General features: G+C 64.9%; 24 protein-coding genes. 12 read left to right on the top strand and 12 right to left on the bottom strand.

Translation table 11 applies throughout. From position 1 onward, the window contains the following. Positions 1–110: 110 nt before the first annotated feature. The gene (locus AUL36_RS15445; protein ID WP_062222167.1) at positions 111–1,280 is read left to right on the top strand and encodes a pyridoxal phosphate-dependent aminotransferase; all 1,170 of its coding nucleotides are present in this window, start codon (positions 111–113) and stop codon (positions 1,278–1,280) included. Continuing rightward, positions 1,277–2,395 (top strand): AbrB family transcriptional regulator, encoded by a 1,119-nt coding sequence (locus AUL36_RS15440; RefSeq protein WP_062222165.1) that lies wholly within the window; start codon positions 1,277–1,279, stop codon positions 2,393–2,395. The genes AUL36_RS15445 and AUL36_RS15440 overlap by 4 nt, the downstream gene beginning before the upstream one ends. 68 nt (positions 2,396–2,463) lie before the next feature. Here AUL36_RS15440 and hemA read toward each other — a convergent pair whose 3' ends face one another. The 3 genes from hemA to AUL36_RS15430 all read right to left on the bottom strand — a co-directional run bounded on the left by hemA (position 2,464) and on the right by AUL36_RS15430 (position 5,041). Continuing rightward, positions 2,464–3,741: a 5-aminolevulinate synthase gene (gene hemA / locus AUL36_RS15435; RefSeq protein WP_062222285.1), complete on the bottom strand. Its 1,278-nt coding sequence runs from the start codon at positions 3,739–3,741 to the stop codon at positions 2,464–2,466. A 144-nt stretch (positions 3,742–3,885) separates the two neighbouring features. Then, positions 3,886–4,050 carry a hypothetical protein gene (locus tag AUL36_RS24250; RefSeq protein ID WP_192843419.1) on the bottom strand — a complete coding sequence of 55 codons (165 nt, stop codon included), beginning with the start codon at positions 4,048–4,050 and terminating at the stop codon, positions 3,886–3,888. 34 nt (positions 4,051–4,084) lie between these two features. Then, positions 4,085–5,041, bottom strand: coding sequence for an NAD-dependent epimerase/dehydratase family protein (locus tag AUL36_RS15430; protein ID WP_062222163.1), 957 nt, complete (start codon positions 5,039–5,041; stop codon positions 4,085–4,087). An 11-nt stretch (positions 5,042–5,052) separates the two neighbouring features. Between AUL36_RS15430 and AUL36_RS15425 the strand changes: the two genes are divergently transcribed. From AUL36_RS15425 to AUL36_RS15410, 4 genes are all read left to right on the top strand, one after another. Continuing rightward, positions 5,053–5,604, top strand: a complete 552-nt coding sequence (locus AUL36_RS15425; RefSeq protein WP_062222161.1) for a sugar transferase — start codon at positions 5,053–5,055, stop codon at positions 5,602–5,604. Beyond that, entirely contained in the window at positions 5,594–6,289 is a 696-nt protein-coding gene (locus tag AUL36_RS15420) for an endonuclease/exonuclease/phosphatase family protein (RefSeq protein ID WP_062222159.1), read from the top strand. Before AUL36_RS15425 ends, AUL36_RS15420 begins: the two co-directional genes overlap by 11 nt. Positions 6,290–6,572: 283 nt before the next feature. Further along, the gene (locus AUL36_RS15415; protein WP_062222157.1) at positions 6,573–7,664 is read left to right on the top strand and encodes a siderophore-interacting protein; all 1,092 of its coding nucleotides are present in this window, start codon (positions 6,573–6,575) and stop codon (positions 7,662–7,664) included. Between the two features lie 464 nt (positions 7,665–8,128). Next, positions 8,129–9,871: an ABC transporter ATP-binding protein gene (locus tag AUL36_RS15410; RefSeq protein WP_062222155.1), complete on the top strand. Its 1,743-nt coding sequence runs from the start codon at positions 8,129–8,131 to the stop codon at positions 9,869–9,871. An 84-nt stretch (positions 9,872–9,955) separates the two neighbouring features. On the opposite strand, the gene AUL36_RS15405 is transcribed toward AUL36_RS15410, so the two are convergent. Continuing rightward, positions 9,956–12,142 carry a TonB-dependent siderophore receptor gene (locus tag AUL36_RS15405; RefSeq protein WP_062222153.1) on the bottom strand — a complete coding sequence of 729 codons (2,187 nt, stop codon included), beginning with the start codon at positions 12,140–12,142 and terminating at the stop codon, positions 9,956–9,958. Between the two features lie 370 nt (positions 12,143–12,512). On the opposite strand from AUL36_RS15405, the gene AUL36_RS15400 reads away from it, so the two are divergent. Then, positions 12,513–13,490, top strand: a complete 978-nt coding sequence (locus AUL36_RS15400) for a malate dehydrogenase (protein WP_058633816.1) — start codon at positions 12,513–12,515, stop codon at positions 13,488–13,490. 145 nt (positions 13,491–13,635) lie between these two features. Further along, positions 13,636–14,346: a cell wall hydrolase gene (locus AUL36_RS23320; protein ID WP_306302838.1), complete on the top strand. Its 711-nt coding sequence runs from the start codon at positions 13,636–13,638 to the stop codon at positions 14,344–14,346. Between the two features lie 15 nt (positions 14,347–14,361). Here AUL36_RS23320 and AUL36_RS15390 read toward each other — a convergent pair whose 3' ends face one another. Then, entirely contained in the window at positions 14,362–15,207 is an 846-nt protein-coding gene (locus AUL36_RS15390) for an oxidoreductase (RefSeq protein WP_062222151.1), read from the bottom strand. Positions 15,208–15,393: 186 nt separating this feature from the next. Here AUL36_RS15390 and AUL36_RS15385 point away from each other — a divergent pair, with 186 nt between their 5' ends. Further along, a complete protein-coding gene (locus AUL36_RS15385) occupies positions 15,394–16,296 on the top strand; it encodes a D-alanyl-D-alanine carboxypeptidase family protein (protein WP_062222283.1) in 903 nt (300 codons plus the stop codon). Positions 16,297–16,299: 3 nt separating this feature from the next. On the opposite strand, the gene AUL36_RS15380 is transcribed toward AUL36_RS15385, so the two are convergent. Continuing rightward, a complete protein-coding gene (locus tag AUL36_RS15380; protein WP_062222149.1) occupies positions 16,300–17,091 on the bottom strand; it encodes an SDR family NAD(P)-dependent oxidoreductase in 792 nt (263 codons plus the stop codon). An 81-nt stretch (positions 17,092–17,172) separates the two neighbouring features. After that, entirely contained in the window at positions 17,173–17,838 is a 666-nt protein-coding gene (locus tag AUL36_RS15375; RefSeq protein WP_062222147.1) for a sulfite oxidase-like oxidoreductase, read from the bottom strand. A 569-nt stretch (positions 17,839–18,407) separates the two neighbouring features. Here AUL36_RS15375 and AUL36_RS15365 point away from each other — a divergent pair. The 3 genes from AUL36_RS15365 to AUL36_RS15355 all read left to right on the top strand — a co-directional run bounded on the left by AUL36_RS15365 (position 18,408) and on the right by AUL36_RS15355 (position 19,912). Beyond that, positions 18,408–18,740 (top strand): hypothetical protein, encoded by a 333-nt coding sequence (locus tag AUL36_RS15365; RefSeq protein WP_062222143.1) that lies wholly within the window; start codon positions 18,408–18,410, stop codon positions 18,738–18,740. A 3-nt stretch (positions 18,741–18,743) separates the two neighbouring features. Beyond that, entirely contained in the window at positions 18,744–19,100 is a 357-nt protein-coding gene (locus tag AUL36_RS15360) for a DUF305 domain-containing protein (RefSeq protein WP_062222141.1), read from the top strand. Between the two features lie 71 nt (positions 19,101–19,171). Next, positions 19,172–19,912, top strand: coding sequence for a phosphatase PAP2 family protein (locus AUL36_RS15355; RefSeq protein WP_062222139.1), 741 nt, complete (start codon positions 19,172–19,174; stop codon positions 19,910–19,912). Between the two features lie 42 nt (positions 19,913–19,954). On the opposite strand, the gene AUL36_RS15350 is transcribed toward AUL36_RS15355, so the two are convergent. From AUL36_RS15350 to AUL36_RS15330, 5 genes are all read right to left on the bottom strand, one after another. Further along, a complete protein-coding gene (locus AUL36_RS15350) occupies positions 19,955–21,058 on the bottom strand; it encodes a substrate-binding domain-containing protein (protein ID WP_058600444.1) in 1,104 nt (367 codons plus the stop codon). Positions 21,059–21,121: 63 nt separating this feature from the next. After that, positions 21,122–22,066: an ABC transporter permease gene (locus AUL36_RS15345; RefSeq protein WP_062222137.1), complete on the bottom strand. Its 945-nt coding sequence runs from the start codon at positions 22,064–22,066 to the stop codon at positions 21,122–21,124. A 14-nt stretch (positions 22,067–22,080) separates the two neighbouring features. Beyond that, positions 22,081–23,034, bottom strand: coding sequence for an ABC transporter permease (locus tag AUL36_RS15340; RefSeq protein ID WP_058600446.1), 954 nt, complete (start codon positions 23,032–23,034; stop codon positions 22,081–22,083). Further along, positions 23,031–24,539: a sugar ABC transporter ATP-binding protein gene (locus AUL36_RS15335; RefSeq protein ID WP_062222136.1), complete on the bottom strand. Its 1,509-nt coding sequence runs from the start codon at positions 24,537–24,539 to the stop codon at positions 23,031–23,033. The genes AUL36_RS15340 and AUL36_RS15335 overlap by 4 nt, the downstream gene beginning before the upstream one ends. Beyond that, positions 24,529–25,254: an SDR family oxidoreductase gene (locus AUL36_RS15330; RefSeq protein WP_062222132.1), complete on the bottom strand. Its 726-nt coding sequence runs from the start codon at positions 25,252–25,254 to the stop codon at positions 24,529–24,531. Before AUL36_RS15330 ends, AUL36_RS15335 begins: the two co-directional genes overlap by 11 nt. Between the last annotated feature and the right edge of the window lie 28 nt (positions 25,255–25,282).

Here is a 25,282-nt window from a genome sequence, read left to right as displayed (position 1 = left end):
ACCCTTCCGTTTCCCCTCCCTAAGGGGTTGACGGTTCGCGCGGAAAGATCGACTCCCGGCTGTGGCTCGCCCTGTCCGGCGGGCGGCAGTATCGGGGTGAGTTCGCGGGCATGAGCCATCTTCATCGTCTTCGTGCGGGCGCTTTGGCTGTGCCTGAAAGCGGCATCGTCGCGGTCATCAACCACGCGCGCGGGCGCGATGGACTGATTCCGCTTTGGGCTGGGGAGGGCGATCTGCCGACCCCATCCTTCATCGCGGATGCAACCGCGCAAAGCCTGAAGGCTGGCGAAACCTTCTACACTTGGCAGCGCGGCATCCCCGAGCTTCGCTCGGCCCTCGCATCCTACACCGAGCGCCTTTATGGCCGCCCGACCTCGCCGGAGCGGATCTTCGTCACCGGCTCGGGAATGCACGCGATCCAGACCGTCGTCTCGGCGCTGGTCGGCGAAGGCGACGAGATCGTCTTTCTGGCGCCCCTTTGGCCGAATTTCGAGGCCGCCGCCGCACTGACCGGCGCCAAGACCGTTCCCGTCGAGCTTCGCTTCGACGGCGTGGATTGGCGCTTCGAGCCCGAGCGCCTGCGCGCGGCGATCACACCGCGCACCCGCGCGATCTTCATCAATACGCCGAACAATCCGACCGGCTGGACGGCCGATCGCAAGACGATCCGCGCCATTCTGGATATCGCGCGCGAAGCGGGAATCTTCGTCATCGCCGACGAAATCTACTCGCGCTTCTTCTATGAGGGTGGCCGCGCGCCGTCCTTCCATGACGAGATGCGCGACGATGACGCCGTGATCTTCGTCAATTCCTTCTCCAAGAACTGGGCGATGACGGGCTGGCGCGTCGGCTGGATCGAGGCGCCCAAGGAACTCGGCGCGCTGATCGAGAACCTCGTTCAATATTCCAACTCGGGTGTCGCGGCCTTCATGCAGCGCGGCGCGGTGGCTGCGATCGAGCAGGGCGAAAGTTTCGTCGATGAGCAGATCGAGCGAGCGCACAAAGCGCGCGACATCTTCACCCAAGCGCTTCTATCGACCAACCGCGTGCGCCTCGCGCCGCCGGCCGGCGCGTTCTATGCCTTTTTCGCGATCGATGGCATCGACGATGGCTACAAGGCCGCCTTCCGCATCGCGGACGAGGCGGGCGTCGGCCTCGCGCCGGGCACCGCCTTCGGCACGGGAACGCGCGCCTATCTCCGCGCTTGCTTCCATCGCCGTCTGGACGAGGTGGAAGAGGCTGCGCAGCGTCTGGCGCATTGGATCGGAAACGAGGCTTGAGCGCGCTCGGAGCCGCCGCGAGGCTGGCTCTGACGCTCGCCATCGGCACCATCGGGGGGGCTTTGGCCCATTCCGTCGATCTGCCGGTGGCTTGGCTCCTCGGCGCGACCATCACCGTCGCTGTGGCCAGCCTGTCTGGCGTTCCCATTCTGATTCCCACCCAGCTGAGGGACGCGACCTTCTTCATCCTCGGCATTCAAGCCGGCTCGGGCGTGACGCCCGATGTCGTTCATCAGCTTGCCCTCTGGCCGCTGTCCTTCGTCATCCAGATGGTCGGCGTCGCCTGCGTGGCGGCGGCCACCAATGTCTTCTTGCGCCGCACGTTCGGATGGGATCGCGAAACCGCGCTCTTCGCCTCGCTGCCGGGCGCGCTGTCCTTCGTGCTCGCCGCCGCGTCCGAAACCAAGGCGGATATGACGCGCATCATCGTGGTGCAGTCCACGCGCCTGCTTTTGCTCATCGGCGCGCTGACGCCGCTTCTGGGTTGGCTGGAGGGTGGCGACACGATCAATGACGGCGTTCGCGGCGGCATCATCGGCTCTCCGCTGCAATATGTCCTGCTGATCGGCTCGGCTCTCCTTCTCGCCTGGGCGGGCGTTCGCTCGCGCGTTCCCGGCGGCCTGATCCTCGGCGCGCTTCTCGCCAGCGCCTTCATGCACGGAACCGAGATCGCGCCGGTCGCCATTCCCGGCTGGATCGCGACCCCGGCTCTGGTGGTTCTGGGCTGCACAATCGGCGGCCGTCTGCGGCGCGAAGATCGCACCGCCATGTTCCAACTGCTGCCAGCTTCGCTGGGGGCCTTCGCCATCGGCATCACCTTGTCGGGAGCGGCAGGCGTCGTCGCGCTTCTCCTGCTCGGCATCTCCTTCGGCAAGATCGCGCTCGCCTATGCGCCGGGCGCGCTGGAGGCGCTGACGGTTCTGGCTTTCCAGTTCGATCTCGACCCAGCCTATGTCGCCGCGCACCACGTCGTGCGCTTCATGTGTCTGGCGATGATCGTGCCGATCCTCGCGCGGCGTTTTTCGCGTCAACGCAGCGAAGACTCGATCATCGCGCGCGAAGCCGCGCCGGGCGCGGATGCGCATGATACGAGCGACCCCGACGCTCGGCGCTGAGGCCAAGCCGCAAAACGAAAAAGCCGGGCGAGGCCCGGCTTTCATCAGCTTCAAACGCGTTGGGACGATCAGCCGCCGGCCTGCGCCACGACGAGCGAGGTGACGTCTTCGCGGCGCTCCTCATGGGTCGGCCGGGTCGACGCGAAAGGAATGCCGAGCGCAGTCCAGGTCTCGACCAGCGCGTCCCGTAGCACCGCGATCAGCGCGTCGTCATGCAGCGGCGTCGGTGTGATCCGCAGGCGCTCCGTACCGCGCGGGACGGTCGGGTAGTTGATCGGCTGGATATAGATGCCATGGACCTGGAGGAGACGGTCACTCGCTTGCTTGCACAGCTCGGCATTGCCGACCAGCACCGGCACGATATGCGTCTCGGAGGGCATGACCGGCAGATCGGCCGCCGAAAACTCGGCCTTGGCGCGCGCGGCCTGGCGCTGCTGACCACGCCGCTCGCTCTGCGACTGCTTGAGATGGCGGATCGAAGCGACGGCCGCTGCCGCCAGCGCCGGGGGCAGGGCGGTGGTGAAGATGAAGCCCGGCGCGTAGGAGCGCACGGCGTCGACCAAGGCGCGGCTGCCCGCGATATAGCCGCCGAGAACGCCGAAAGCCTTGGCGAGGGTGCCCTCGATCACGTCGAGCCGATGGGCGACGCCTTCGCGCTCGCAGATGCCGGCCCCGCGCTCGCCATACATGCCAACCGCATGGACCTCGTCGATATAGGTCATGGCGTTGTAGCGATCCGCGAGATCGCAGATTTCGGCGATCGGCGCGATGTCGCCGTCCATCGAATAAACGCTTTCGAAAACGATCAGCTTGGGCCGCTCCGGATCGGCCGCCTTCAACAGCTCTTCCAGATGCTGAACGTCGTTGTGCCGGAACACATGCTTGCGGCTGCCCGACTTGCGCACGCCCTCGATCATGGAGGCGTGGTTCAGCTCGTCGGAAAAGATCAGGCAATCAGGCAGGAGCTTGGCGATGGTCGAGATCGAGGCTTCGTTGGAGACGAAGCCCGAGGTGAAGACCAAGGCCGCTTCCTTGCCGTGCAGATCGGCGAGCTCGCGCTCCAGCTCGACCAGCGGATGATTGGTGCCTGAGATGTTGCGCGTGCCGCCGGCCCCCGAGCCCATGCTCGTGGCCGCATTCGTCATCGCCTGAAGAACAGCCGGATGCTGGCCCATCCCCAGATAATCGTTGGAACACCAGACAGTGATTTCGCGCGCTTCGTTCTCGTGGCGCCAGATCGCCGTCGGGAACCGACCGACGATACGTTCCAGGTCCGCGAAGACCCGGTAACGCTTTTCGGCGTGGAGAGCTTCGATCGCGGATTCGAAGTGGGACTGGTAGTCGATCATCCGGAACTCCTTCGTGAGAAGGGTTCTAAGGTTCTGGAACTTCAATGTCCATCGCTGGAAATCAGCTATGGACTGTCAAAAAGGAAGGGTGCCATGCAAGATCGCATGGCGGCGTGCGCGGCGACCGCGAGGGGCGCTTTTTTACTCGCTGTCCTCTTCGTCGTCCGGCATCAGGCCGGTGCGTTCCGCGCCCTCGCTGCGCGCGCGCGCCTGCGCCTTTCGGCGTCGAAGATTCTCCTTCAACGTTTCCTCCAGTCGCTTCTGGCGTTCGAGTTTGGCGGGATCGACCGGTGTGTGTGCGCTCATGCGACGCATCCTTAGATGGGGTTGCCGAGGGGCATCAAGCCTGGAGGCCGAGGGCTGCGCGAAATCCAGCCTCGGTGCCTTGGGTCGGCGTCCAGCCGGCGGCTGATATCTTTCCCGTGTCGGCTTCGAGGCGGGCGAACAGACGATCATAGGTCGCGCCCTTGCCCAGAAGCGCGGCAGCACTCCGCATCGGGACGCCGGGCAAGGACAGGACGCGCGCAGGTCTTTCTTCGATGTCGCGCACGGTTCGGATGATCTCCCCGACGCTCAAGGCATCCGCGTCCGCGACCAGACAGGTTTCGTTCGCGACCCGCCGGGATTCCAGCGCGAAACGGCAGGCATCCGCCGCATTGGCAAGCGAGAGAAGGCTGCGCCGTCCGCCGCCGCCAAGAGGCAGCGGGTAGGACTTTTGCGCCAGCCGCAGAAGCGTGTGGAGACCACCCCGGCCGCCCGGACCATAGACCGGGGCGAGACGAAGGATCGTCCATTGTGTCGGCGAGTCCTCCAGCGTGCGCACCAGTTCTTCTTCGGCGGCGAATTTCGACGCGGCATAAGTGTTCTGGGGGGAGACGGGATCGTCTTCATGGATCGGGTCTGGCGAGAAGGGGTGCACGAGCAGCGTCGAAGTGAACACGAAGCGCCGCGCCCCGCGCCGGATGGCCTCCACGGCCAATGCCTTTGTGGCCGTGACATTGGCGCGCATGAGCGCGGCGTCGTCGCGCGCCACGGCCTCGCCGCGTTCGGGATTGAGCGCGGCCAGATGCAGGATGGCGTCCAGCTTCGTCGGCCAGCCCGGCCAATCGCCCGCCAGCGCGAGGTCGCTCGGGAAGCCCGCCTCGCCCCGACGCGGGGCCAGAACCTCGTGGCCCTCGGCACGCAGAAGCGGGACGAGCGTCCGGCCGATAAAGCCCTGTCCGCCGGTGACGAGGATTCGCATGTGCTTCCAGCCTTCCATGACGCGCTGCTTGCTCAAACGCTTGAGTTGCGGCAATCGCTAAGGCCATGAAACGCTTGTTCGACATTCTGGCAAGTCTGGCCGGCCTTTTGGCGCTGGGCTGGCTGATCGGCCTTCTTGTGGTCCTGGTGCGCCGGGATAGTCACGGCCCCGGCATTTTCGCGCAGGTGCGCGTGGGTCGGCATGGCCAGCCCTTCACCTGCTACAAGCTACGCACCATGCGGCAGGGCACGGCGAATGTGGCGACGCACGAAATGTCGAGTTCGGCGGTCACGAGCCTGGGCGAAAGCCTGCGCCGCTACAAGCTGGACGAGCTGCCCCAGCTTTGGAACGTCTTGCGCGGCGATATGAGCTTCGTCGGCCCCCGCCCGTGCCTGCCCGTTCAGCGAGAGGTGATCGAGGAGCGCGAGAAGCGCGGCGTCCTCGCCCTGCGACCGGGCATCACCGGGCTGGCGCAGGTGAGCGACATCGACATGTCGACGCCTGTTCGTCTGGCGGAGGCCGATGCCGAATATCTGGCGACCCGCAGTTTCGTCGGCGATCTCGTTCTGATCCTTCGCACGGTGACGGGCAGCGGGCAGGGCGATCGTGTCCGCTAGCGGCGCGATCCGCATCGCGACCTGGAACATTCATGGCTTCTTCGGTGAGGGACGTCGGCCAGATTTCGAGCGCACGATCCGCTGTATCCGAGCCATGGATGCCGACATTTTGGCTCTTCAGGAAGTGGACGGACGCACGCATTTGAGGCGTGAGCCCTTCGCTTTCGAACGTCTGGCGGAAGCCTTGGGCGATCATTTCGCACCGGCGCCCCTGTTCGGGCGCACTGGGCGCGAATACGGCCACGCCCTCTGGTCACGCTTTCCCCTTGCCGATGTTGCAATCCAGCGCTTGCCCGGACCGGGCTTCGAGCCCCGCGCCATGATCGACGCGCGGGCGCAGACGCCGTTCGGACCCTTGCGTCTTCTCTCGCTGCACCTGGGGCTTCGCCCGGCCGCCCGGCGCGCCCAGGCCGATGCCGTCGCCGCGCTGGTGGAGCCCGGCGAGGCGAGCGTGGTTCTGGGAGATTTCAACGAATGGCGCAGCGGCGGCCCGGTGGACCGGCGTCTGCGCTGCGTTCTGCCCGAGGTCGCCCACCCACCGAGTTGGCCCGCCAGGCGCCCGCTTGTTCCGATGGATCGCCTTTATGCGAGCGAGGCGCTGCGCTTCAGCGACATCCGCGCTTGGACCCAGGCCGCACCCGCCTCGGATCATCTGCCTGTCATCGCGACGCTTCGGCGGGCCTGAGCTGGCGGTGTCCAGCCCATCTGCGGAGGCTCGTTGAGGGGGCGTCGTCCAGCTCGCCTGACAAGAGCGCCGCGGTCGAACAGGTCGAGCGCGCCGCGAAGAGGCTGATTTGCCCTGGAGCGGAACATCGCTCGATGCGGGCGGCACAGTCGAGCCACCGGTCAGTTTAGAAACATGATAATAATAATCATGTTTATTGACCGGGCTGCAAAGTCCGCGCTACGTCAGGGCCGAAAGGAACAGGCCCGATCCCTTATCGGTGTCTTGGTGGATAGGGCTCATCATGAAAACCGGCTTCGTGGCGCATCTTGCCATTCCGATGGATGATCCGAACTGGTTCTGCGCCGAACTGGCGCGCCATCTCCCTGATGACATGCCCCATCCGATCGACCCCCGGAATGAGACCGTTCTGCCGCTTTACGGCACACTCGCGCGCATCCGCCCCGCCGAGAAAGGTCTGTCGATCGCGCTGGAGGCGGAGGACGCCGCGCAGCACGGCGTCGCCAAGGGGATCGTGTCCTATTACGTGCAGGCAGTGATGGGAGAAGCCTGCCCGCCGCTTGAATGGACGGGCGACGGCGCGGGCGTGAAGGAGCTTCCGCATTTTCGCGAAATGCGCGTTCTCTCGACGCAATGGTTGGGGCCGCGCATGATCCGCGTCGAGCTTGCGGGCGACAACCTCCAGCGCTTCGCCAGCGATGGGCTGCATATGCGCCTTCTCTTTCCGCCTGCGGGGCGCGAGCCCGTCTGGCCAACCGCCGGGCCGGCCGCCCTGCCGATCTGGCCCGAAGGGGAGGACGCGCTGACGACGCGCGTTTACACGCTGCGACGGGTCGACCCGGCCGTGGGGCGCGTCAGTGTCGATGTCGTGCTTCACGATCCCCCCGGTGCGGGCTGCCGCTGGGCGCGCACGGTCCTGCCGGGCGACCGCGTCGGGATGCTGGGTCCTGGCGGTGGCGATATTCCGGCCAAGGACTGGGTTCTGGTTCTCGGCGACGAAACGGCGCTTCCCGCCATCGCCCGTTCGCTGGAAGAGATGGCGCCCGATGCCAGGGGCGAGGTCTTCATCGAGGTGGACAGCGCTGCGGACGAGTTGCCACTGGAGAAGCCCGATGGCGTTTCGGTGCGCTGGCTGCACCGGGAGGGCCAGCCGGCCGGAACCACGACGCTGCTGATCGACGCCGCGCGATCCGTCACCTGGCCGGGCGGCCCGAATGTCTTCGTCTGGGCCGGCGCCGAGTTCGAGGCCTTCAAGCAGATTCGCCAGTTCTGCCGGAAGGAACGCGGACTGAAGCGGAACCAGCATTTGGTGGTCGCCTATTGGCGGCGCGGCCTCACGCAGGATTCCGCCACCAAGGATACGGACGACGAGTGAGGTCGCCCGAGGCGCTCGCCCGTCGGGCGAGGGGAGCCCGACCAGAAAGTTGGATGGAAGGCCACCGTGTTCACGAGCCGCGCCCCTTGTGGCTCGGTGCGTGCCTCGCCCGGCGCGTGGAACACGCCTTGGACACGCCGCTAAAATCCGTTCGGCACCCTCCCGGTTGGGCCCTGCCTGATGTCAGCTCGCAGGGTCACACAGGGGCCAGCTAGGCGCTCGCAGTGCTTCAGTTCGGCTTCGGTTCTGCAGGCAAAAACGATAACGCTCTGAAGCGATAGCGCGTAGAAAAGACCGTCTCACGCTTTGCCTGACGAAGCAGGGCCAGTGCTGGCTCAGAGTAGGTCTGAAGTTGACTTCGCAAGTCTTGATTTCTAAAGCCCGCTCAGGCTGTCTGAAATCGTCGTGCGATCGTCGCCGGTCTGGATTATGCCCAGCCGAACATGCCGAAAGGACGAGAGCCGATGTTGTCGCGCTTCTTCAGCTATTACGCGCCGTGGCGCGGCCTCTTCATTCTCGATTTCTCCTGCGCGGTTCTGGCGGGCCTTCTGGAACTCGGCTTTCCCGTCGCGGTGAAGGTCTTCGTCGATAACCTCCTGCCGAGCGGCCAGTGGGGTCTGATCGTTCTCGCCTCGATCGGTCTTCTCCTGATCTATCTCCTGAACACCGGGCTGAATGCGATCGTGACCTATTGGGGCCACATGCTCGGCATCAACATCGAAACGGAGATGCGGGCCAAGGCCTTCGCGCATCTGCAGAAACTCTCCTTCAGCTTCTTCGACAATCAGAAGACCGGCCATCTGGTCGGCCGGCTGACCAAGGATCTGGAAGAGATTGGAGAGGTAGCGCATCACGGGCCGGAAGACCTGTTCATTGCCGTCATGACCTTTGTCGGCGCCTTCCTGCTCATGCTCTCGGTGCATGTCGAACTGGCGCTGATCACGGCTGTGATCGTGCCGATCGGCACCTGGGCGACGACCCATTACGGCGCGCGGATGACGACGACGTGGCGCGAAATCTACGGCAGCATCGGCGACTTCAACGCGCGGATCGAGGAGAATGTCGGCGGCATCCGGGTGGTGAAGAGCTTCGCCAATGAAGGCCACGAGACGGCGCTCTTCGCCGTCAACAATCAGGGCTACCGCGCGCGCAAGCTCGACGCCTATCGCATCATGGCCTTCAGCCAATCGCTGAACTACCTGTCCATGCGCCTGACGCAGATCATCGTCATGGTCGCCGGCACGTGGTTCGTCATTTCAGGTGATCTCTCCTATGGCGGCTTCGTCGGCTTCCTGCTTCTCGTGAATGTCTTCTTCCGTCCGGTCGAGAAGATCGCGGCCGTCCTGGAATCCTATCCCAAGGGCATCGCCGGCTTTCGGCGCTATCTCAACTTCCTCGATACGGAACCGGACATCGCCGACGCGCCGGGTGCCGTGGCGCTGCCGGCCGGCCCCGGCCGAGTCGAGTTTCGCGGCGTCGCGTTCGGTTATCCCTCGCGTGGTTCGGTCCTGAAGGGGATCGATCTTTCCATTCGCGCGGGCGAGACCGTCGCCTTCGTCGGCCCGTCCGGCGCGGGCAAGACCACGATCTGCTCGCTGGTGCCGCGATTCTATGACGTGACCTCGGGCGCGATCCTGATCGACGGGATGGATGTGCGGGAGGTCACGCAGGACTCCTTGCGCCGCCGCGTCGGCGTCGTCAGCCAGGACGTTTTCCTGTTCGGCGGCACGGTGCGCGAGAATATCGCCTATGGCCGGCTGGATGCCTCGGAAGACGACATAATGCGCGCCGTCGAGCGGGCCCATCTCGGCGAGACGATCGCGGCGCTTCCGCAGGGGCTGGATACGGTCGTGGGCGAGCGCGGCGTCAAACTGTCGGGCGGCCAGAAACAGCGCCTGTCCATCGCCCGCATGTTCCTGAAGAATCCGGACATCCTGATCCTCGACGAGGCGACTTCGGCTCTGGACACGGAGACCGAACGCATGATCCAGGCTTCGCTACAGGAACTCGCGGAAGGGCGCACAACGCTGGTGATCGCCCATCGCCTTTCCACCATCCGCCATGCCGATCGCATCGTCGTCATTTCGGACGGGCGCCTTCTCGAAGAAGGCAGCCATGATGAGCTGATGGCGCGGGAGGGGAGCTATCGCCGGCTGGTCGAGGCGCAGCACGGCATCCTCAACGACGAGCGGCAGGCGGCGGAATAAGACTTCGACGCTAGAATCGAGCATCATAAAAGCGGCGGCCCCAAGAGGAGCCGCCGCTTTTGTCGTCTTATCATACGTTTGGCGTCAGAAGTTGAAATGCGCCTTCAGAAGGCCCGAGCGCCCTTCGGCGTAGCCGCAGGTCACGGAGGTCTGGCAACCCGCGACATATTTCTTGTCAAAGAGATTGTTCACGTTGAGCGACAAGCCCCACGTCTCGCGATCGTAGCGAACGGCCGCGTCGAAGACCGTCGCATCCGGCACTTTCAGCGTGTTGGCGTTGTCGGCGTAGGAATCGCCTTGGTAGCGCACGCCGCCGCCGAGCGAGAGCCCGTCGAGCGAGCCGCCCTTCACCGTATAATCCAGCCAGAGCGAAGCCATGATCTCCGGAACGAGGTAGGGGCGCTTGCCGATGACGGAGGCGTCGGCGTCGTCCTCGATCGTCAGGTCGAAGGCGGTGAACGCACCCGTCACGCGCCAGTTCGGATCGAGATTGACCTTGCCTTCCAGCTCGACACCGCGCGAATTGATCTCGCCCACCGTGCGCGGGATGAAGAAGGGCGCGACCGACTGGAGCGTGTTGCGACGGGTCAGGTCGAAGAGCGAGGCCGTGAACACGCCGTCGATGAAGCTCGGCGCGTATTTGATGCCGATCTCGTATTGCTCGCCTTCCTCCGGCACGACGCCGTTGCCGCTGGCATCGGTTCCGATCTGCGGATTGAAGAAGCGCGAGGCGCTGACATAGGGCACGAACCCGTTGGCGAATTCATAGGCGAGGCCCGCGCGCCCGCTGAATGAGCCGTTGCGGGTCTCGTAATCCGCGTCCGCCGCTGAGCGGTCGTCGCGGTCGATCCACACGCCGTCATAACGCCCGTTGAGGGTCAGGATGAATCCGTCTCCGAACTTCGCCTGTTCCTGCGCGTAGAGGCCAAGCTGGTTGAGGTCGATCACCTCGTTCAGATAGGGCGCGTAAAGCGGTGCCAGACGGTTCGTATAGACCGGATTGGTCGGGTCCAGCGGCGAGGCCGCGCCCACGGCTTGTACTTGGTCGATGCGGAAGAACTTGTAATCCACTCCCGCCATCAGCGTGTGCCTCACAGCGCCCGTATCCAACTCGACGCTCGCGCGGTTGTCGGTCGTGAGCGTATCGACCTCGGTATCGTGACCGAAATTCAGCCGGTTCAGGAGATAGGGCGGGCCGACCGGCTTCTCGAAGCCGCCGAAGCCCGAGGTGGGATCATACCAACCGAAGAAATAGGGTCCGTATTCGTTGCGCTGGTCGTGGCCGTAGCGCGTGTTGGAACTCAGCGTCACCCCGTCGGCCGTCTTGTGCTCGAACTCGTAGCCGAGAAGAATCTGCCGATTGAGGAATTTGTCGAGGTCGGGCTCGGAATAGAAGAGATGCTCGCTGATCCGACCGAAGGGTGCAGGCACGACGCTGCCGAAATAGGGCAGGAACCCGTTCACGTGGTTCTGGTCGTCATATTGGTAGTTCAGATAGAGATTCAAACGCGTGTCGGCGTCCGGCGCGTAGGTGAGGTTCGGCGCGATCAGGCCACGGAAATTCTCGGCATAGTCCGTGTCGGTGTCGCCGCCCTTCACCTTGCCCAGCAGACGGTAGCTCCAGGCGCCGTCATTCGTCAGCTTGTCGGCGAGATCGAAGGCCACGTAGCCGTTGGGCGAGCCGTCGATGCCGGCCTCGACATAGCGGATGCGATCGCCCGTCGCGCGCTTGGAGACGGAGTTCACCACGCCGCCGGGATTGCTACCGCCGTAGAGAACCGAGGCCGGGCCGCGCAGCACCTCGACGCGCTCCAGAAGGAACGGGTCGATGATGAAGCCGCCAAAGGCGTAGGAATAGAGATTGAGCCCGTCGAGATAGACGCCCGACTGCGTGGCGTTGAAGCCCCGGATATAGATCCAGTCCGTATCCGTGTCGTTGCCGAAGGGCTGCGCGAAGACGCCGGGCGTATAGCGCAGCGCCTCGTCCACCTTCTGCACGCCCCGATCGGCGAGTTCTTCCTGCCCGATCACCGAAACGGACTGCAGCACCTCGATCAGCGGCGTGTCGGTTTTCGAGCCCGTGGTGGTGGCTTTGGCGACATAGCCGTCGACCGGCCCCGTGCCGGCCGAGGTGCCGCTGCCCGCCCCGCCATTGCCCTCGACGGTGACGGTCTCGAGGACGACAGGTTCCTGCGCGATGGCGGGAGCCGGCAAGGAACAAAGCGCACAGCCGACCAGAAGCGCGCGGCGAAGGGAGGGGAGGGAACCCATGCAAAACTCCAACAGAAAGTTTCTGCACCTTACGGCTATGAACATGATCTAAGGAGTCATGTTTTCTGCGCGATCGAATTCCGACAACGATATGTGACGGATTCAACACGCGATTTCGAAACGTTCCAATTTGCCGCTCGTCAGCGCCATGCCGATTCGCAGGGAGCTTGAGGAGAGCCGCCAACGCCTCGGACGCCGGCGCGCTTTAATCGGTTTGATCCGACGGGCGTTGGCCGGCCCGGCATTTTGAATCGGTTTTTCTGCAAATCGGCCGGTTTTTCCCGGTTTTCGTCATGGATCGGCAAGGTCAATCGCGCTAGTGCCTGCCGCAGACCACGCGGGTCCCATGCCAGGAGCGAAAGGTATTCCCATGACGCAGCCCAAACGCATCGCCGTCACCGGCGCGGCCGGTCAGATCTGCTACTCCCTGCTGTTCCGCATCGCCAATGGCGACGTCTACGGCAAGGATACGCCCGTCGTGCTTCAGCTCCTCGACCTGCCGCAGGCCCAGAAGGCCGTTCAGGGCGTCGTCATGGAACTCGAAGACTGCGCCTTCCCGCTTCTGCAGGGCGTCACCATCACGGACGATCCGGCGACCGCCTTCCGCGACATCGACGCCGGCTTCTTCGTCGGCTCGCGTCCGCGCACGCAGGGCATGGAGCGCCGCGACCTGCTATCGGCCAATGCCGAGATCTTCCGCACCCAGGGCCGCGCCCTCAACGAAGGCGCCAAGCGCGACGCCAAGGTGATCGTGGTCGGCAATCCCGCCAACACGAACGCCATGATCCTGGCCGCCAACGCCAAGGATTTCCCGACCGAGAACGTCACCGCCATGCTGCGGCTCGACCATAACCGCGCCCTGACGCAGTTCGCCAAGAAGGCGGGCGTCAGCGTCGATGCGATCGAAAAGTTCGTCGTGTGGGGCAACCATTCGCCGACCATGTTCGCCGACTGGGCCAACGCCACAGCCGACGGCAAGCCGCTGCCGCAGGTGATCGGCGACGAAGCCTGGTACAAGGACACGCTGATCCCGACCGTCGCCAAGCGCGGCACGGCGATCATCGAAGCGCGCGGCGCGTCCTCGGCGGCTTCGGCGGCCAATGCCGCCATCGACCACATGCGCGACTGGATCTCCGGCTCGAACGGCGACTGGGTCTCCATGGGCATCTCGTCTGATGGCTCCTACGGCATCCCCGAGGGCATCATGGCCGGCGTCCCGGTGATCTGCTCGAACGGCTCCTACGAGCGCGTTCAGGGCCTGAAGCTCGACGCGTTCGCCCAGCAGATGCTCGATCGCACGGTGGCCGAACTGGTGGAAGAGCGCGAAGCCGTCTCGGCTCTCCTCTAACTTCCGCCCGTTTTTACGGATTTGGGAAGGGCGCTCCGCGAGCCTCGCGGGGCGCCCTTTCGCATTCTCGGGTGCGCGACAACCGCTCGTTAAGCCTATGCTGCGAGACTTGGGGCTTCTGGGTCACATCGCCTTCGGAAATCTCATGCCCTCCAGCCGCTCCATCCTTCTCTGTCTGGCCTTGGGAAGTCTGGCGGCGGCCGGCGGCTGCGCCACGGTCCAGCCAGGGATGAGTTCGGAGGAGTGCCTCGCGCGGGCCATGTATTTCGAAAGCAACCGCTCCAGCGAGGAGGGGATGATGGCCGTCGGCACGGTGGTGATGAACCGCTTGGAATCGGGCCGCTATCCCAAATCGGTTTGCGGCGTCGTCGGCCAGCCCAACCAGTTCGCGCCGGGCGTCCTGACCAAGCCCATGGGCCGGGGCGGCGATCTCGCCAAGCGCACGGCGCGGCGCGTCCTGCACGGCGAGCGCCATTCGCGCGTCCAGAAGGCCATGTTCTTTCATACCGCGGGCTATTCCTACCCCTATAAGAACATGAACTACCTGACGATTCAGGGTGGGAACGCCTTCTACGAGAAGCGGCGCGACGCCACCCAGACGCAGTTCATGGTGGCCGAACGCGAGCGTGCCGAGCGGGAAGGGCGGCTGCCCTACAACCCGCCCGAACGCGCGGCCGCCGCCATCGCGGCCGCCCAGACGCCGGCCCCCGCCATCATGACGACCCCGACGCAGACCAGCCGCATCGCTCGCCAGGTGGCGGCCGGGCGCGGCGGCAGGCTACCGCCACCGCCCAGCCGGGAGGCGACCCTCCCGGACATGTCGATCGAAGAGCTGATCCAGAAGAACGGCGGCTGATCCGCCGCTGATCCTTTACTCCGGGAAGTCGGCCGACAGGCTCTCGCTCTTCAACCGCTCGATTTCGGCGAGGCGCTCGCGCAGCTTTGCCGTCACGCCGTCATAAGCGATGCGTCCGAGGACGAGGTGGCGCGGCGGCTCGGCCATCTCGGTTACGCGGATCATCGCCTCGCCGGCGCGCACGGGATCCCCCGCCTGCTTGCCGCTGATGTCGGCCGTGCCCTTCAGCCGCGCGCCCGCCGTCGGCGCATAGGCCTCGATCCGGTTGGGCGTCTGGCGCAGCGACCGGCCGGCCCAGTCGGTGCGGAACGGGCCGGGCGCGACGCAGGTGACGGAAATGCCGAGCGGCTTCACCTCGGCCAGAAGCGCATCCGAGAAGCCCTCCACCGCGTGTTTCGTCGCGGCATAGTATCCCGAGCCCGGAAATCCGATGAAGCCCGCCTGCGACGTGAGGTTCAGGATATGGCCCTTGCTCTGCCGGCGCATGATGGGCAGCACCGCGCGCGTCATGGCGAAGAGGCCGAAGACATTGGCGTCGAACTGATCGCGGATTTCCTGGGCGTCGCCTTCCTCGATCGAGGCCTGATAGCCGTAGCCGGCATTGTTGACGAGAACGTCGATCCGGCCGAACCGCGCCTCGGCTTCCTTCACGGCGGCGTCGATCGCCTGCTCGTCCGTCACGTCGAGATCGACAGCCAGCGCGCGCTCGCCATGTCCTTCCGTCAGATCGGAAAGACGCGACTTGTCGCGCGCGGTGACGACGGCGTTCCAGCCGCGATTCAGCACCAGCTTCGCCAGTTCGCGGCCGAAGCCAGTGGAGCAGCCTGTGATGAACCAGACGGGCGTTTGCGTCGATGACATGGAACAATTCCTCTGTGAGAGAACGGCGCGGCGGGTTGGTTTACCCGGCTGACTGTCGTTCGGCTTAACTGGAACGAAACCATGTTGGGACCACCCTCGGATTGATTTGCAACGCCCGGACATCGGCCGGGCGCAACCTTATGCGCCGCGCGATCCCTCGTGCGCGCCAGCCGTTCGGACGTTCCCGTGTCGTTCATCTCCGCCCGCGTCTCGACCCGCCTCGTCGCGGCCCTTCTGGCTCTCGGACTGGCTGGTTGTCAGTCCGTCGATCTGTCGCGCAACGATCTGGCGGCCGGCCTGTCCGCGCAGTCGAAGGCACCGGCCTTCCAAGTCGGCAATGGCGAGATCGTGCCGGTGCGCGCGGGCTCGGCCATCGTCGTGGACGCCGATTCGGGCAAGGTGCTCTTCAGCGACGATCCGGACGGGCTGCGCCATCCCGCCTCCCTGTCCAAACTTCTGACGCTCTATCTTCTGTTCGAGGCGATCGAGGCCAAGCGCGTGACGCTCGACACCGATCTCGTCGTCTCGACCCATGCCGCCTCGCGGCCTCCCTCCAAGCTCGGCCTGCGCCCCGGCTCCACGATTAAGGTGCGCGACGCTATGTACGCGCTGGCCGTGAAGTCGGCCAACGACGTCGCGACTGTTGTGGCTGAAAATCTCGCCGATGGGTCGGAAGAGGCTTTCGCGCGGCGGATGAACATGACCGCCCGCCAGATCGGGATGCGCCGCTCGAACTTCGTGACGCCTTCGGGCCTGCCGGACGATCTGCAAATCTCGACCGCGCGCGACATGGCGGTGCTGGCGCTCCAGATCCGCAAGCGCTTCCCCGGCTTCGTGCCGCTCTTCTCGACGGAGAGCTTCGACTATGCCGGCCGGCACTATATCTCGACCAACAAGCTCCTCGGCCGCGTTCCGGGCGTCGACGGAATGAAGACCGGCTTCGTCAACGCCTCGGGCTTCAATCTCGTCGCCTCCGCGCGCCGCAACGGGCGGGGCGTCATCGTCGTGGTCATCGGCGGGCAGACGGGCCGGGCGCGGGATATGAGAGTCGAGCAGCTGATCGACACCTATCTCGGCCCGGCGACCTGACATTCAAACCGTGCGCAGCATTCCGCCATCGACGAAATAGGTCGAGCCAACCGAGTAGCTCGCCTTGTCGGAGCAGAGGAACACGAAGAAATTCGCCAGTTCCTCCGGCGAGCCGAAGCGCTTGATGGCGGCGTGCTCGTCGGCGACGCCCTGGAGATAGCCTTCCCAGTCGCCGCCTGAATTCTCCGTCAGCTGACGCGCGGTCTTCTTCCAATCGGGCGTCAGGATCAGGCCGGGATTGATGCAGTTGACCCGGATGTTATCGGGGATCAACTCGGTCGCGAGGCACTTGGAGAACATCATCAAGGCGGCCTTGGTGACGTTGTAGATGGGCTCGTACCAGAGCGGCTGCACCGCGCAGATCGAGGCGTTGTGAAGGATCACCCCGCCGCCCCGCCGTTTCATCTGTGGCGCGATCCCGCGCGCCAGACGCACGGCGGCCATGACATGCAGGTCCCAGTAGGACTGCCATTTCTCGTCCGGGGCCTCCATCACCGTCTCGTTCGAGCCGGTGCCCGCATTGTTGATCAGAATGTTCGCGCCGCCGAACCGCGTCTGTGCCGCTTCGATCACGGCCGCCGTGCCCTCGGGCGTCGCGACATCGGCCGCAAGACCCAGCGCCTCGACACCATATTGGCTGGCGATGCGCGCAGCTTCCGCCTCGACCCGCTCGGCTCCACGTGCGACGAGGAGCACGTATGCGCCCTCCGCTGCCAGCGCCTCGGCCACGGCCAGCCCGATGCCGACCGAACCGCCGGTGATCACGGCAACCTTGCCGCCCAAGCCCATATCCATCGAATCTCTCCCTCCCATGCCCGGCGTTGCCGCCGGCGTAGGGGAGTGTGGGGCGGGCGGCTGAGGAAGACCAGCCTCGGATTAGTCGGAATAGCGCTCCTCGGCCCAGGGGTCGCCGCGATTATGATAGCCACGCACCTCCCAGAAGCCCGGCTGGTCGCGGTTGCGGAACTCGATGCCGCGCAACCATTTCGCACTCTTCCAGAAATAAAGATGCGGGACCATGAGGCGCACCGGGCCGCCATGCTCGGCCGTCAGCGGCTGGCCCTCCCATGCGTGAACGAGCATCGCGTCGGGCGCGGCGAAATCCTCAAGAGAAAGATTTGTGGTATACCCGTCATAGGAGGACAGGACCACGAAGGCGGCGTCGGGCTTCGGCTTTACGATCTCCAGGAGATCGCGCGTCGAAACGCCCTTCCAATGATTGTCGTAGCGCGACCATGTGGTGACGCAGTGAATATCCGTCACTTCCTCGCTTTGGGGCTGCGCCTGAAAGGCGGTCCAATCCCAGACCTGCACATTCTCCACCGCTCCGTTGATCGTCAGCTTCCACTGACTTTCGTCGACCTGTGGCAGAAGGCCGAGATCGAGAACCGGCCAGTTCTTGACGAGATGCTGACCCGGCGGCAGACGTTCCGTCTCGGGGCGGGCGTGGCGGCCCGTCAGGAAGCGCCCCTCGCGCGCCCAGCTTTCCTTGGTACGGGTGAGCTTGGTGTCGGGATGGTCGGGATCGTTGGGTTCGCTCATGCCGTTCTGCGCTCCTGTTTCGAGGATGACGTGGCGATTTTGAAGGGCATGGCAAGGGTCATGTGACCAAGATGGCGGCTTGATTTCGAGCGGGACCGCGACAAGTCTGAACCCGATGTCCTTCGCGCGAACCCTCTCGAGATCACGCTCTCAAGCCGCAGCACTCAACGGCTGCGGCCTTCGCCTGTTCATGGTGCTGGCCTTTCTGCTGGCGGCGGCGGGCTTTCCAACAGGCGGTCACGCGCAGATTCATTCCGCCAAGCCCTGCGCCGAAGCCACCATGCTCTCGGACCATCATGGTACCCCTCCGGGCAGTGCGATGAACGGGCCATGCTGCTTGTTTCATTGCGTGCCCGTCGCGCCGTTCGCGCTTCTGTCCGCGGCAAGGCCGCTTATGCGCTCGGCTCGTATGCCGCTCGTGCTCCAGATCGCCCCACACGGGGTGACGCCGCCCGTTCTCGCGCCACCGCCGCGAGCCTGAAAGTCTTCGAGCCCCGTTTTATTCCCGGTCCAGACCTCGAGCGCCACACCGACGCCGAGCGGACCCCCGCCATTCAAAGGATTTCACGATGAACCCCATGAAAATGGATATGCAGGCCTGCATCGACGCCTGCCTCGATTGCTACAAGACCTGCCTCTCCTCCGCCTCGCATCATTGCCTGGAGGCGGGCGGCCCGCATACGGAGCCCGCGCATTTTCGGTTGATGCTCGCCTGCGCGGAGATGTGCCGGGCGTCGGCGCATCTGATGCTTCTGGGAACGGATGCGCACCGGCATTCCTGCTCGGCCTGCGCCGAGATCTGTGCGGCCTGCGCGGATGATTGCGAGCGTGTGGGCGATATGGACGCCTGCGTCGCGGCCTGCCGCCATTGCGCGGACGAATGCCGGAAGATGGCGGCTTGAACCATGAACCGGACCTCGATCGCTCTCTCCGTTCTGCTCGCTGTCACCAGCGTTCCCGCATTCGCGCAGGATCATTCCGCCCATAGCGGGGCACATTCCGAGGCGTCGCAGGCCTATATGCAGGCCATGAAGCGCATGGATGCGGATATGTCCGCCATGCCGATGTCCGGCCAACCGGGCGTCGATTTCGCGCGCATGATGATCCCGCATCATCAAAGCGCGATCGACATGGCCAATGCCTATCTCGCCAGCGGTGAGAACGACCCGACGATCCGCAAGATCGCCGAAGACGTCGTCGCCTCGCAGGAGCGCGAGATCGGCGAGTTACGTGACTGGCTGAAGAGCAAGGGTGCGCAATAAATTCTGCGGGAGCCGGGCCAAGGCCCGGCTCTCCCTCTCGCCGGCTCGAGAGCCGGCTATATCTCGATGGCATGACCGATCGATCGACCGCGCCCGGCGCGCCCTCTTCGTCCCGTTTTCGCCGCCTGCCGATCCTTGGCCGGATCGAAGCCAAGCTCCTGCTTTGGCTCGTCGGCTTGTCCGGCGGACTGTTCGGATTTCTGTCCATTGCCGGCGAGGTGCGGGAAGGGGATACGCACGCCTTCGACGACGCGATCCTGCGCGCCTTGCGCGAGCCCGGCCGACCGGACGATCCGATCGGCCCGTTCTGGCTGGAAGCGGCGCTGCGGGATATCACTGCGCTCGGCGGCTATACCGTCCTGACCATGATCCTCGTCGCGGCCGTCGCCTATCTGCTGCTCAACGGCAAGCGCGCCGCTGCGCTGCTCGTCTTCGGAGCGGTGGTGGGCGGAACGGCTTTGTCGAATGTGCTGAAGGTTTTCTTCGACCGGCAAAGGCCGGATGTCGTCGGCCATCTCGTGGACGTTCACAGCCTGTCCTTCCCGAGCGGGCACGCCATGCTTTCGGCCGTCACCTATCTGACGCTCGGCGCACTGCTTGCGCGAACGGAAGAGCGCTTCGTGATGCGGGCCTATCTCATCGGCGTCGCGGTCGTGCTGACGCTGCTTATCGGTGCGAGCCGGGTTTATCTTGGGGTGCATTACCCCACCGACGTTCTGGCCGGTTGGTGCGCCGGCGCGACCTGGGCCTTTCTCTGCCTGCTCATGGCGCGCTGGCTTCAGCATCGCGGACAGGTCGAGCCATCGGATTGAGGCTAGGTGGCGCGGCTTCGAAAAGCCGCGCCATGTTCGGTTTTAGAAGTCGAAGTTGTTGATGTCGGCCTTGGTGAAGACCTTCGGCGCGCCGAGCAGAATCTGGCTCTGGTTGACGATCTGTAGATCGCCCAGACGCCCGGCCTTGAAGCTCGTGTCGCCCGGCTTCAACGTGCCGTCCGCAACCGCGCGCATGGCGAGGCCTGCGGCATAGCCGAGATCCACGGTCGACCAAAGCACCGTCGACTTGATGCAGTCGCCGTTGATATAGGGCTTCATCGCGTTGGGGAGGGCGAGGCCGACCACCGACACCTTGCCGCAGAGCTTGTTCTGCTGAACGGCTTCGGCGGCGGCGGGCGTCGCGACCGAGGTCATGCCGAGGATGCCCTTCAACTCGTCGCCATATTTGTTGATTAGCGTCTGCGCCTGATTGAAGGACAGGATGTTGTCCTCCTGCGCTTCCACCGTCTCCAGGAACTTCAGCTTCGGGTGGCACTTCTCGGCATAGCCCTGCATCTCGCTGATCCAGCGGGACTGGTTGGGCGTCGTGAAGGTCGAGGTGACGATGGCGAAGGAGGCGTCTTCGCCGACTTCGGAGGCTAGCTGATCGATGAGCGCCTTGGCGACGCCGTTCGGCTGCGCCTGATTGACGAACCACTGGCGCGCGTCGGCTTCCGCATCCGCGTCATAGCCGACGACGTTGATGCCCGCTTCCAGCGCACGCTTCAGAACCGGCGCGATGGCCACCGGATCGTTCGCGGCGAAGAGAATGCCGTCCACGCCCGACGTGATGTAATTGTCGATGAAGGTGATCTGCTCGTCGATATTGGCCTTGGTCGGACCGTCGGTCGTGACGGTCATCGAGCCGGTTTCCTTGGCGGCTTCCTGAATGCCCTGCGCAGTCGAGTTGAAATAGCCGACGCCCACGAGCTTCGGAATATCGACCACCTTGAGCGGCTTGCCCTTGCGATCGGGCGCGCCGGTCGGCGTGCCGCCATTGTATTCGCCAGGGGGAACGGGCGTGACCGAGGCGTCGCAGGCGAGCGGATTGGCCGGCGCGCCGTCGCCGCCGGTCCAGGCGCTCTGCGCCATGGCCGGAGCGGTGAGAAGGCTGGTGCCCAGAAGCAGGGCGAGCATGGTGCGCATTGTTATTCCTCCCAAATGGAACGGTTGTGAACCGACCCCCTCCCGAGGGGCCGAAGGCCACTCTCAATCGCTGGAATAGCGACGAAGAAGATTGGAAACGAGAACGGCCGCGATCAGCACGAACCCGATGATGACGATCGTGCCGTCGCCTTTGACGCCCGACAGCGCGAGGCCGTTCTTCAGAACCTGCACGAGGCACAGGCCGATCAGCGTCCCGACCACGAGCCCGCGCCCGCCGAAGATCGAGGTGCCACCGAGAACCACCGCAGTGATCACGTCGAGTTCGATGCCCGTGCCCATGTCCGAGCGCGTGGTGGAGACGCGAGACACGAAGACGAGGGCGGCAAGCGCCGAGACGAAGCCCGAAGCCGAGTAGATTAGAAGCTTCGTGCGCACCACGTCGATGCCCGAAAACTCCGCGCCCATCTCGTTGTTGCCGATGGCATAGGTGGCGCGGCCGAAAGCCGTGAAGCGCAGGATGAAGAAGCCGACGAGGGCGACGATGGCGAGTAGCCAGAGTTGCGTCGGCACGCCCAGAACATTGCCCTGACCCAGTACGAAGAACCAAGACGGGTAGCCGCGGATCGACTGGGCCTGGCTGATGCCTTCCGCCAGACCGCGATAAAGGGCGAGCGTCGCCAGCGTCGCAATCAAAGGTGGCACGCGGAAGCGCGTGACGATCAGCCCGTTCACAAACCCGGCGAGCGTCCCGACCACGAGGCAGAGCACTATGGCGACGGGCAGTGGCAAGCCGAGCGTCTTCCAGAACACACCGACCAGAATGGCGCAGAGCCCAAGGATGGACCCGACCGAGAGATCGATGCCGCCCGTGATGATGACGAAGGTCATCACCACCGCGATCAGCCCGACCTCCGTCATCAGGCGACCCTGGTTGAGGAGGTTGGCTGCGGTGAAGAAGCGCTCGTTGTCGACGGCGAGAACCGCGAGCGCGACAGCGAGGATGAGGGCCAGAAGCGCCTCGTGGCGGAGAAGAGAGCGAAGAGCCATGATGATATACCTCCTCAGCCCGTCCGCCCGCGCCGCGCCATGTCGATGAGCACGGTGGCGAGGATCAGAATGCCCTGAACCGCGCGCAGCCAGTAGGCCGAGACGTTCAGGAAGATCAGCGACGAGCCGATGGCTGCGAAGAGAATGGCCGCCAGCGTCGAGCCGGTCACCGTGCCGATGCCGCCTAGGATCGAGACGCCGCCGACCACCGAAGCCGTGATGATGATGAGTTCGAGCCCGTTCGGAACGGTGGACTGGATCACCTGAAGCTGCGTCGCGAAGAGAATGGCAGATACCCCAGCGATCATGCCGTGAATGGTGAAGACCTTCACGATCGTTCGGTTATAGGGGATGCCCTCGGCTTCCGCCGCCTCGCCATTGCCGCCGACCGCGTAGATCGAGCGCCCGAAGGCGGTAGAGCGCAAGAGGAAGGCCGCGACGATCGTCATCACCACCATGAACCAGACGGGCGAGGGGATGTCGAAAAGGCGAAATTGCGCGAGCTGGAACTCCGGTGGCAGGCCGGAAATCCAGGCACCGCCCGTGGCCGTGATGAGCCCGCCGCGCAGGATCGAGAGCATGGCGAGTGTCGCGATGATTGAGGGCACCTTGAGATAGGCGATGACGGCGCCGAGCAGCGCATTGACCGCCCCGCCGATCAAGACGGGTAGCAGCCAGGCCACCCAGACAGGATAGCCATTGGTGACGAGAAGGCCGCTGACCGTCGCGAGAACCCCGATCAGCGCGCCGACGGATACGTCGATATGGCCGGAGATGATGACCATGGACATGCCGATCGCGGCGACCGCGATATAGGCGTTGCCGACGAAGATCGAGGTCAGGTTGTTCTGCGAGACAAAGCGCGGGTTGAGCCAGCCGACCACGAGAAACAGAGCGACGATGGCCAGCAGCAGCAGGATTTCCTGCCCCGAGCCGGACAGGCGGCGGGAAAGAGAAGGGCCGGTCATGCGGCGTGTCCCGTCATCATGGCCGAGCCGACCACCTCGGGCGTCGCCTCGCTGCGTGGCAGGATCGCGGACATGCGCCCGCCATTCATCACCAGCACGCGGTCGCTCATGCCGAGCACTTCCGGCAATTCGCTGGAGATCATGATGATGGCGAGGCCTTGGGCGGCGAGTTGGTTCATCAGCTTATGGATTTCGGTCTTGGCCCCGACATCGACGCCGCGCGTCGGCTCATCGAGAATGAGAATGCGAGGATCGGTGGCGAGCCATTTGGCGATCACCACCTTCTGCTGATTGCCGCCCGACAACTGGGCCACGACTTGCCCGGGGCCGCGTGCGCGGATCGCGAAGCGCTGGATGGCGTCGGCTGCGATCGCCGTTTCGCGCGTGGTATCGACCACGCCGCGCCGGGTCAGCCGGTTCAGGATCGCCATGGAGACGTTTTCGCGGATCGTCTGCGGGCGCACGAGGCCGTGCTGGGCGCGGTCCTCCGGCACATAGGCAATACGATGGGCGATGGCCTCGCGCACGCTGCCGACCGTGACCGCTTGTCCGTCGATCAGGATGTCGCCCGAGGTCGCCGGCGTCACGCCGAAGATGGTTTGCGCCAGCTCCGTTCGCCCCGAGCCGACGAGGCCGGCAATGCCGAGAATCTCGCCCGCGCGCACGGAAAAGGACACGTCGCTGACCTTGCCGGCATGAGCGAGGTTCTTGACCTCCAGCACCGTTTCGCCGAGCGGAATCGTGTCCTTGGGGAAGAGCTGGTGAATGTCGCGGCCGACCATCATGGAGACGAGGGCGGCTTCGGTCACGTCATTGGCGGCGCGCGTGTCGATCGTCTTGCCATCGCGCAACACCGTGATGCGGTCCGAGATTTCGAAAATCTCGTTCATGCGGTGGCTGACATAGATGATGCCGACACCCTCCGCCCGCAGCGAGCGCACGACATCGAGCAGCCGGCGCACATCGGCCTCGGCGAGCGCGGCCGTCGGCTCGTCCATGATGAGAACGCGCGCGTCGCGCGACAGGGCGCGGGCGATCTCGACGCGCTGCCGGTTGGCGACCGAGAGGCGGGAGACCTTCTCGTCCACGTCCAGATCGGGGCAGTCGAGCCGGTCCAGAATGGCGCGCGCCTTGCGGCGCATCTCGTTCCAGTCGATCAGGCCGCGCCCGGTCTTGGGCGCATGGCCGAGAAAGATGTTCTCAGCCACCGTCATCGCCGGAAACAGAAGGAGCTCCTGATGGACGACGGCGATGCCGGACGCCTTCGCCTCACCGGGGCCTGAAAAACGTACGGGCGCGCCGTCCACTTCCACCGTGCCGGAATTGGGCTGATGGGCCCCCGACATGAGGCGGATCATGGTGGACTTGCCCGCGCCATTCTCGCCCATCAGAGCATGGACCTCGCCGGCGCGCAGATCGAAATCGACGCCGCGCAGCACCTGGACCGGGCCGAAGGACTTCTCGACGCCACGCAGCGCGATGATGGGCGCGGCGTCAGTTGGCAAGGAAGCCTCCGTCGATCGGCAGCGTCACGCCGGTCAGCATGGCCGCCGCGTCGCTCAAGAGGAACAGGATGACCTCCGCCACGTCCTCGGTTTCGGCGAAACGACCGATCGGGGTGCGTGCCAGCATGGGGCCGCCCTTCTCCGGCGCTTCCCAGGCGACGCGGGCGAGATCGGTCAAGGTAATGCCAGGCGCCACGGAATTGACGCGAATGCCGTGCGGCCCCAACTCGTTCGCCATGACCCGCGTCAGCCCATCCATCGCGCCCTTGGAGGCGCAATAGGCGGCGTGATCGCGAAAGCCGAGAAAGGACGAGATGGACGAGACGTTGACGATCGCGCCCTTGGCCTTTCGGGCGACCAGATCCCTCGCGAAGACCTGCGAGACGATAGCGGCCGAGCGCACGTTCACGGCCTGAACCGTGTCGAAGGACTCGTCCTTCATCTCCAGGAACGGTTCGAGAATGTTGATGCCCGCGCAATTGACCAGCATGTCGGCCGGCAGGGCCTCGGCGGTGATCCGACGTGTCTCCGCGGCGTTGCCGAGATCGACGCTGAGGCCGCGCGCGCCTGTCTCGGCGGCGAGACTGTCGAGATCGGCCTGTGAGCGGGATAGCGCGACGACCTTGGCGCCGCGCTGCGTCAGAAGCTCCACCGTGCGCCGGCCGATGCCCTTGCCTGCGCCCGTGACGATGACGGTCTTACCTTCGAAATTCATAGGGCTCCTCCCAAAGCTTTCGTGATCG

It is taken from the genome of Aureimonas sp. D3 (genome assembly GCF_001463805.1).
Classification (GTDB): Bacteria; Pseudomonadota; Alphaproteobacteria; order Rhizobiales; family Rhizobiaceae; genus Aureimonas; species Aureimonas ureilytica_A.
The sequence above is the reverse complement of the archived record's forward strand: the minus strand, read 5'-3'. Positions and strand labels throughout refer to the sequence as shown.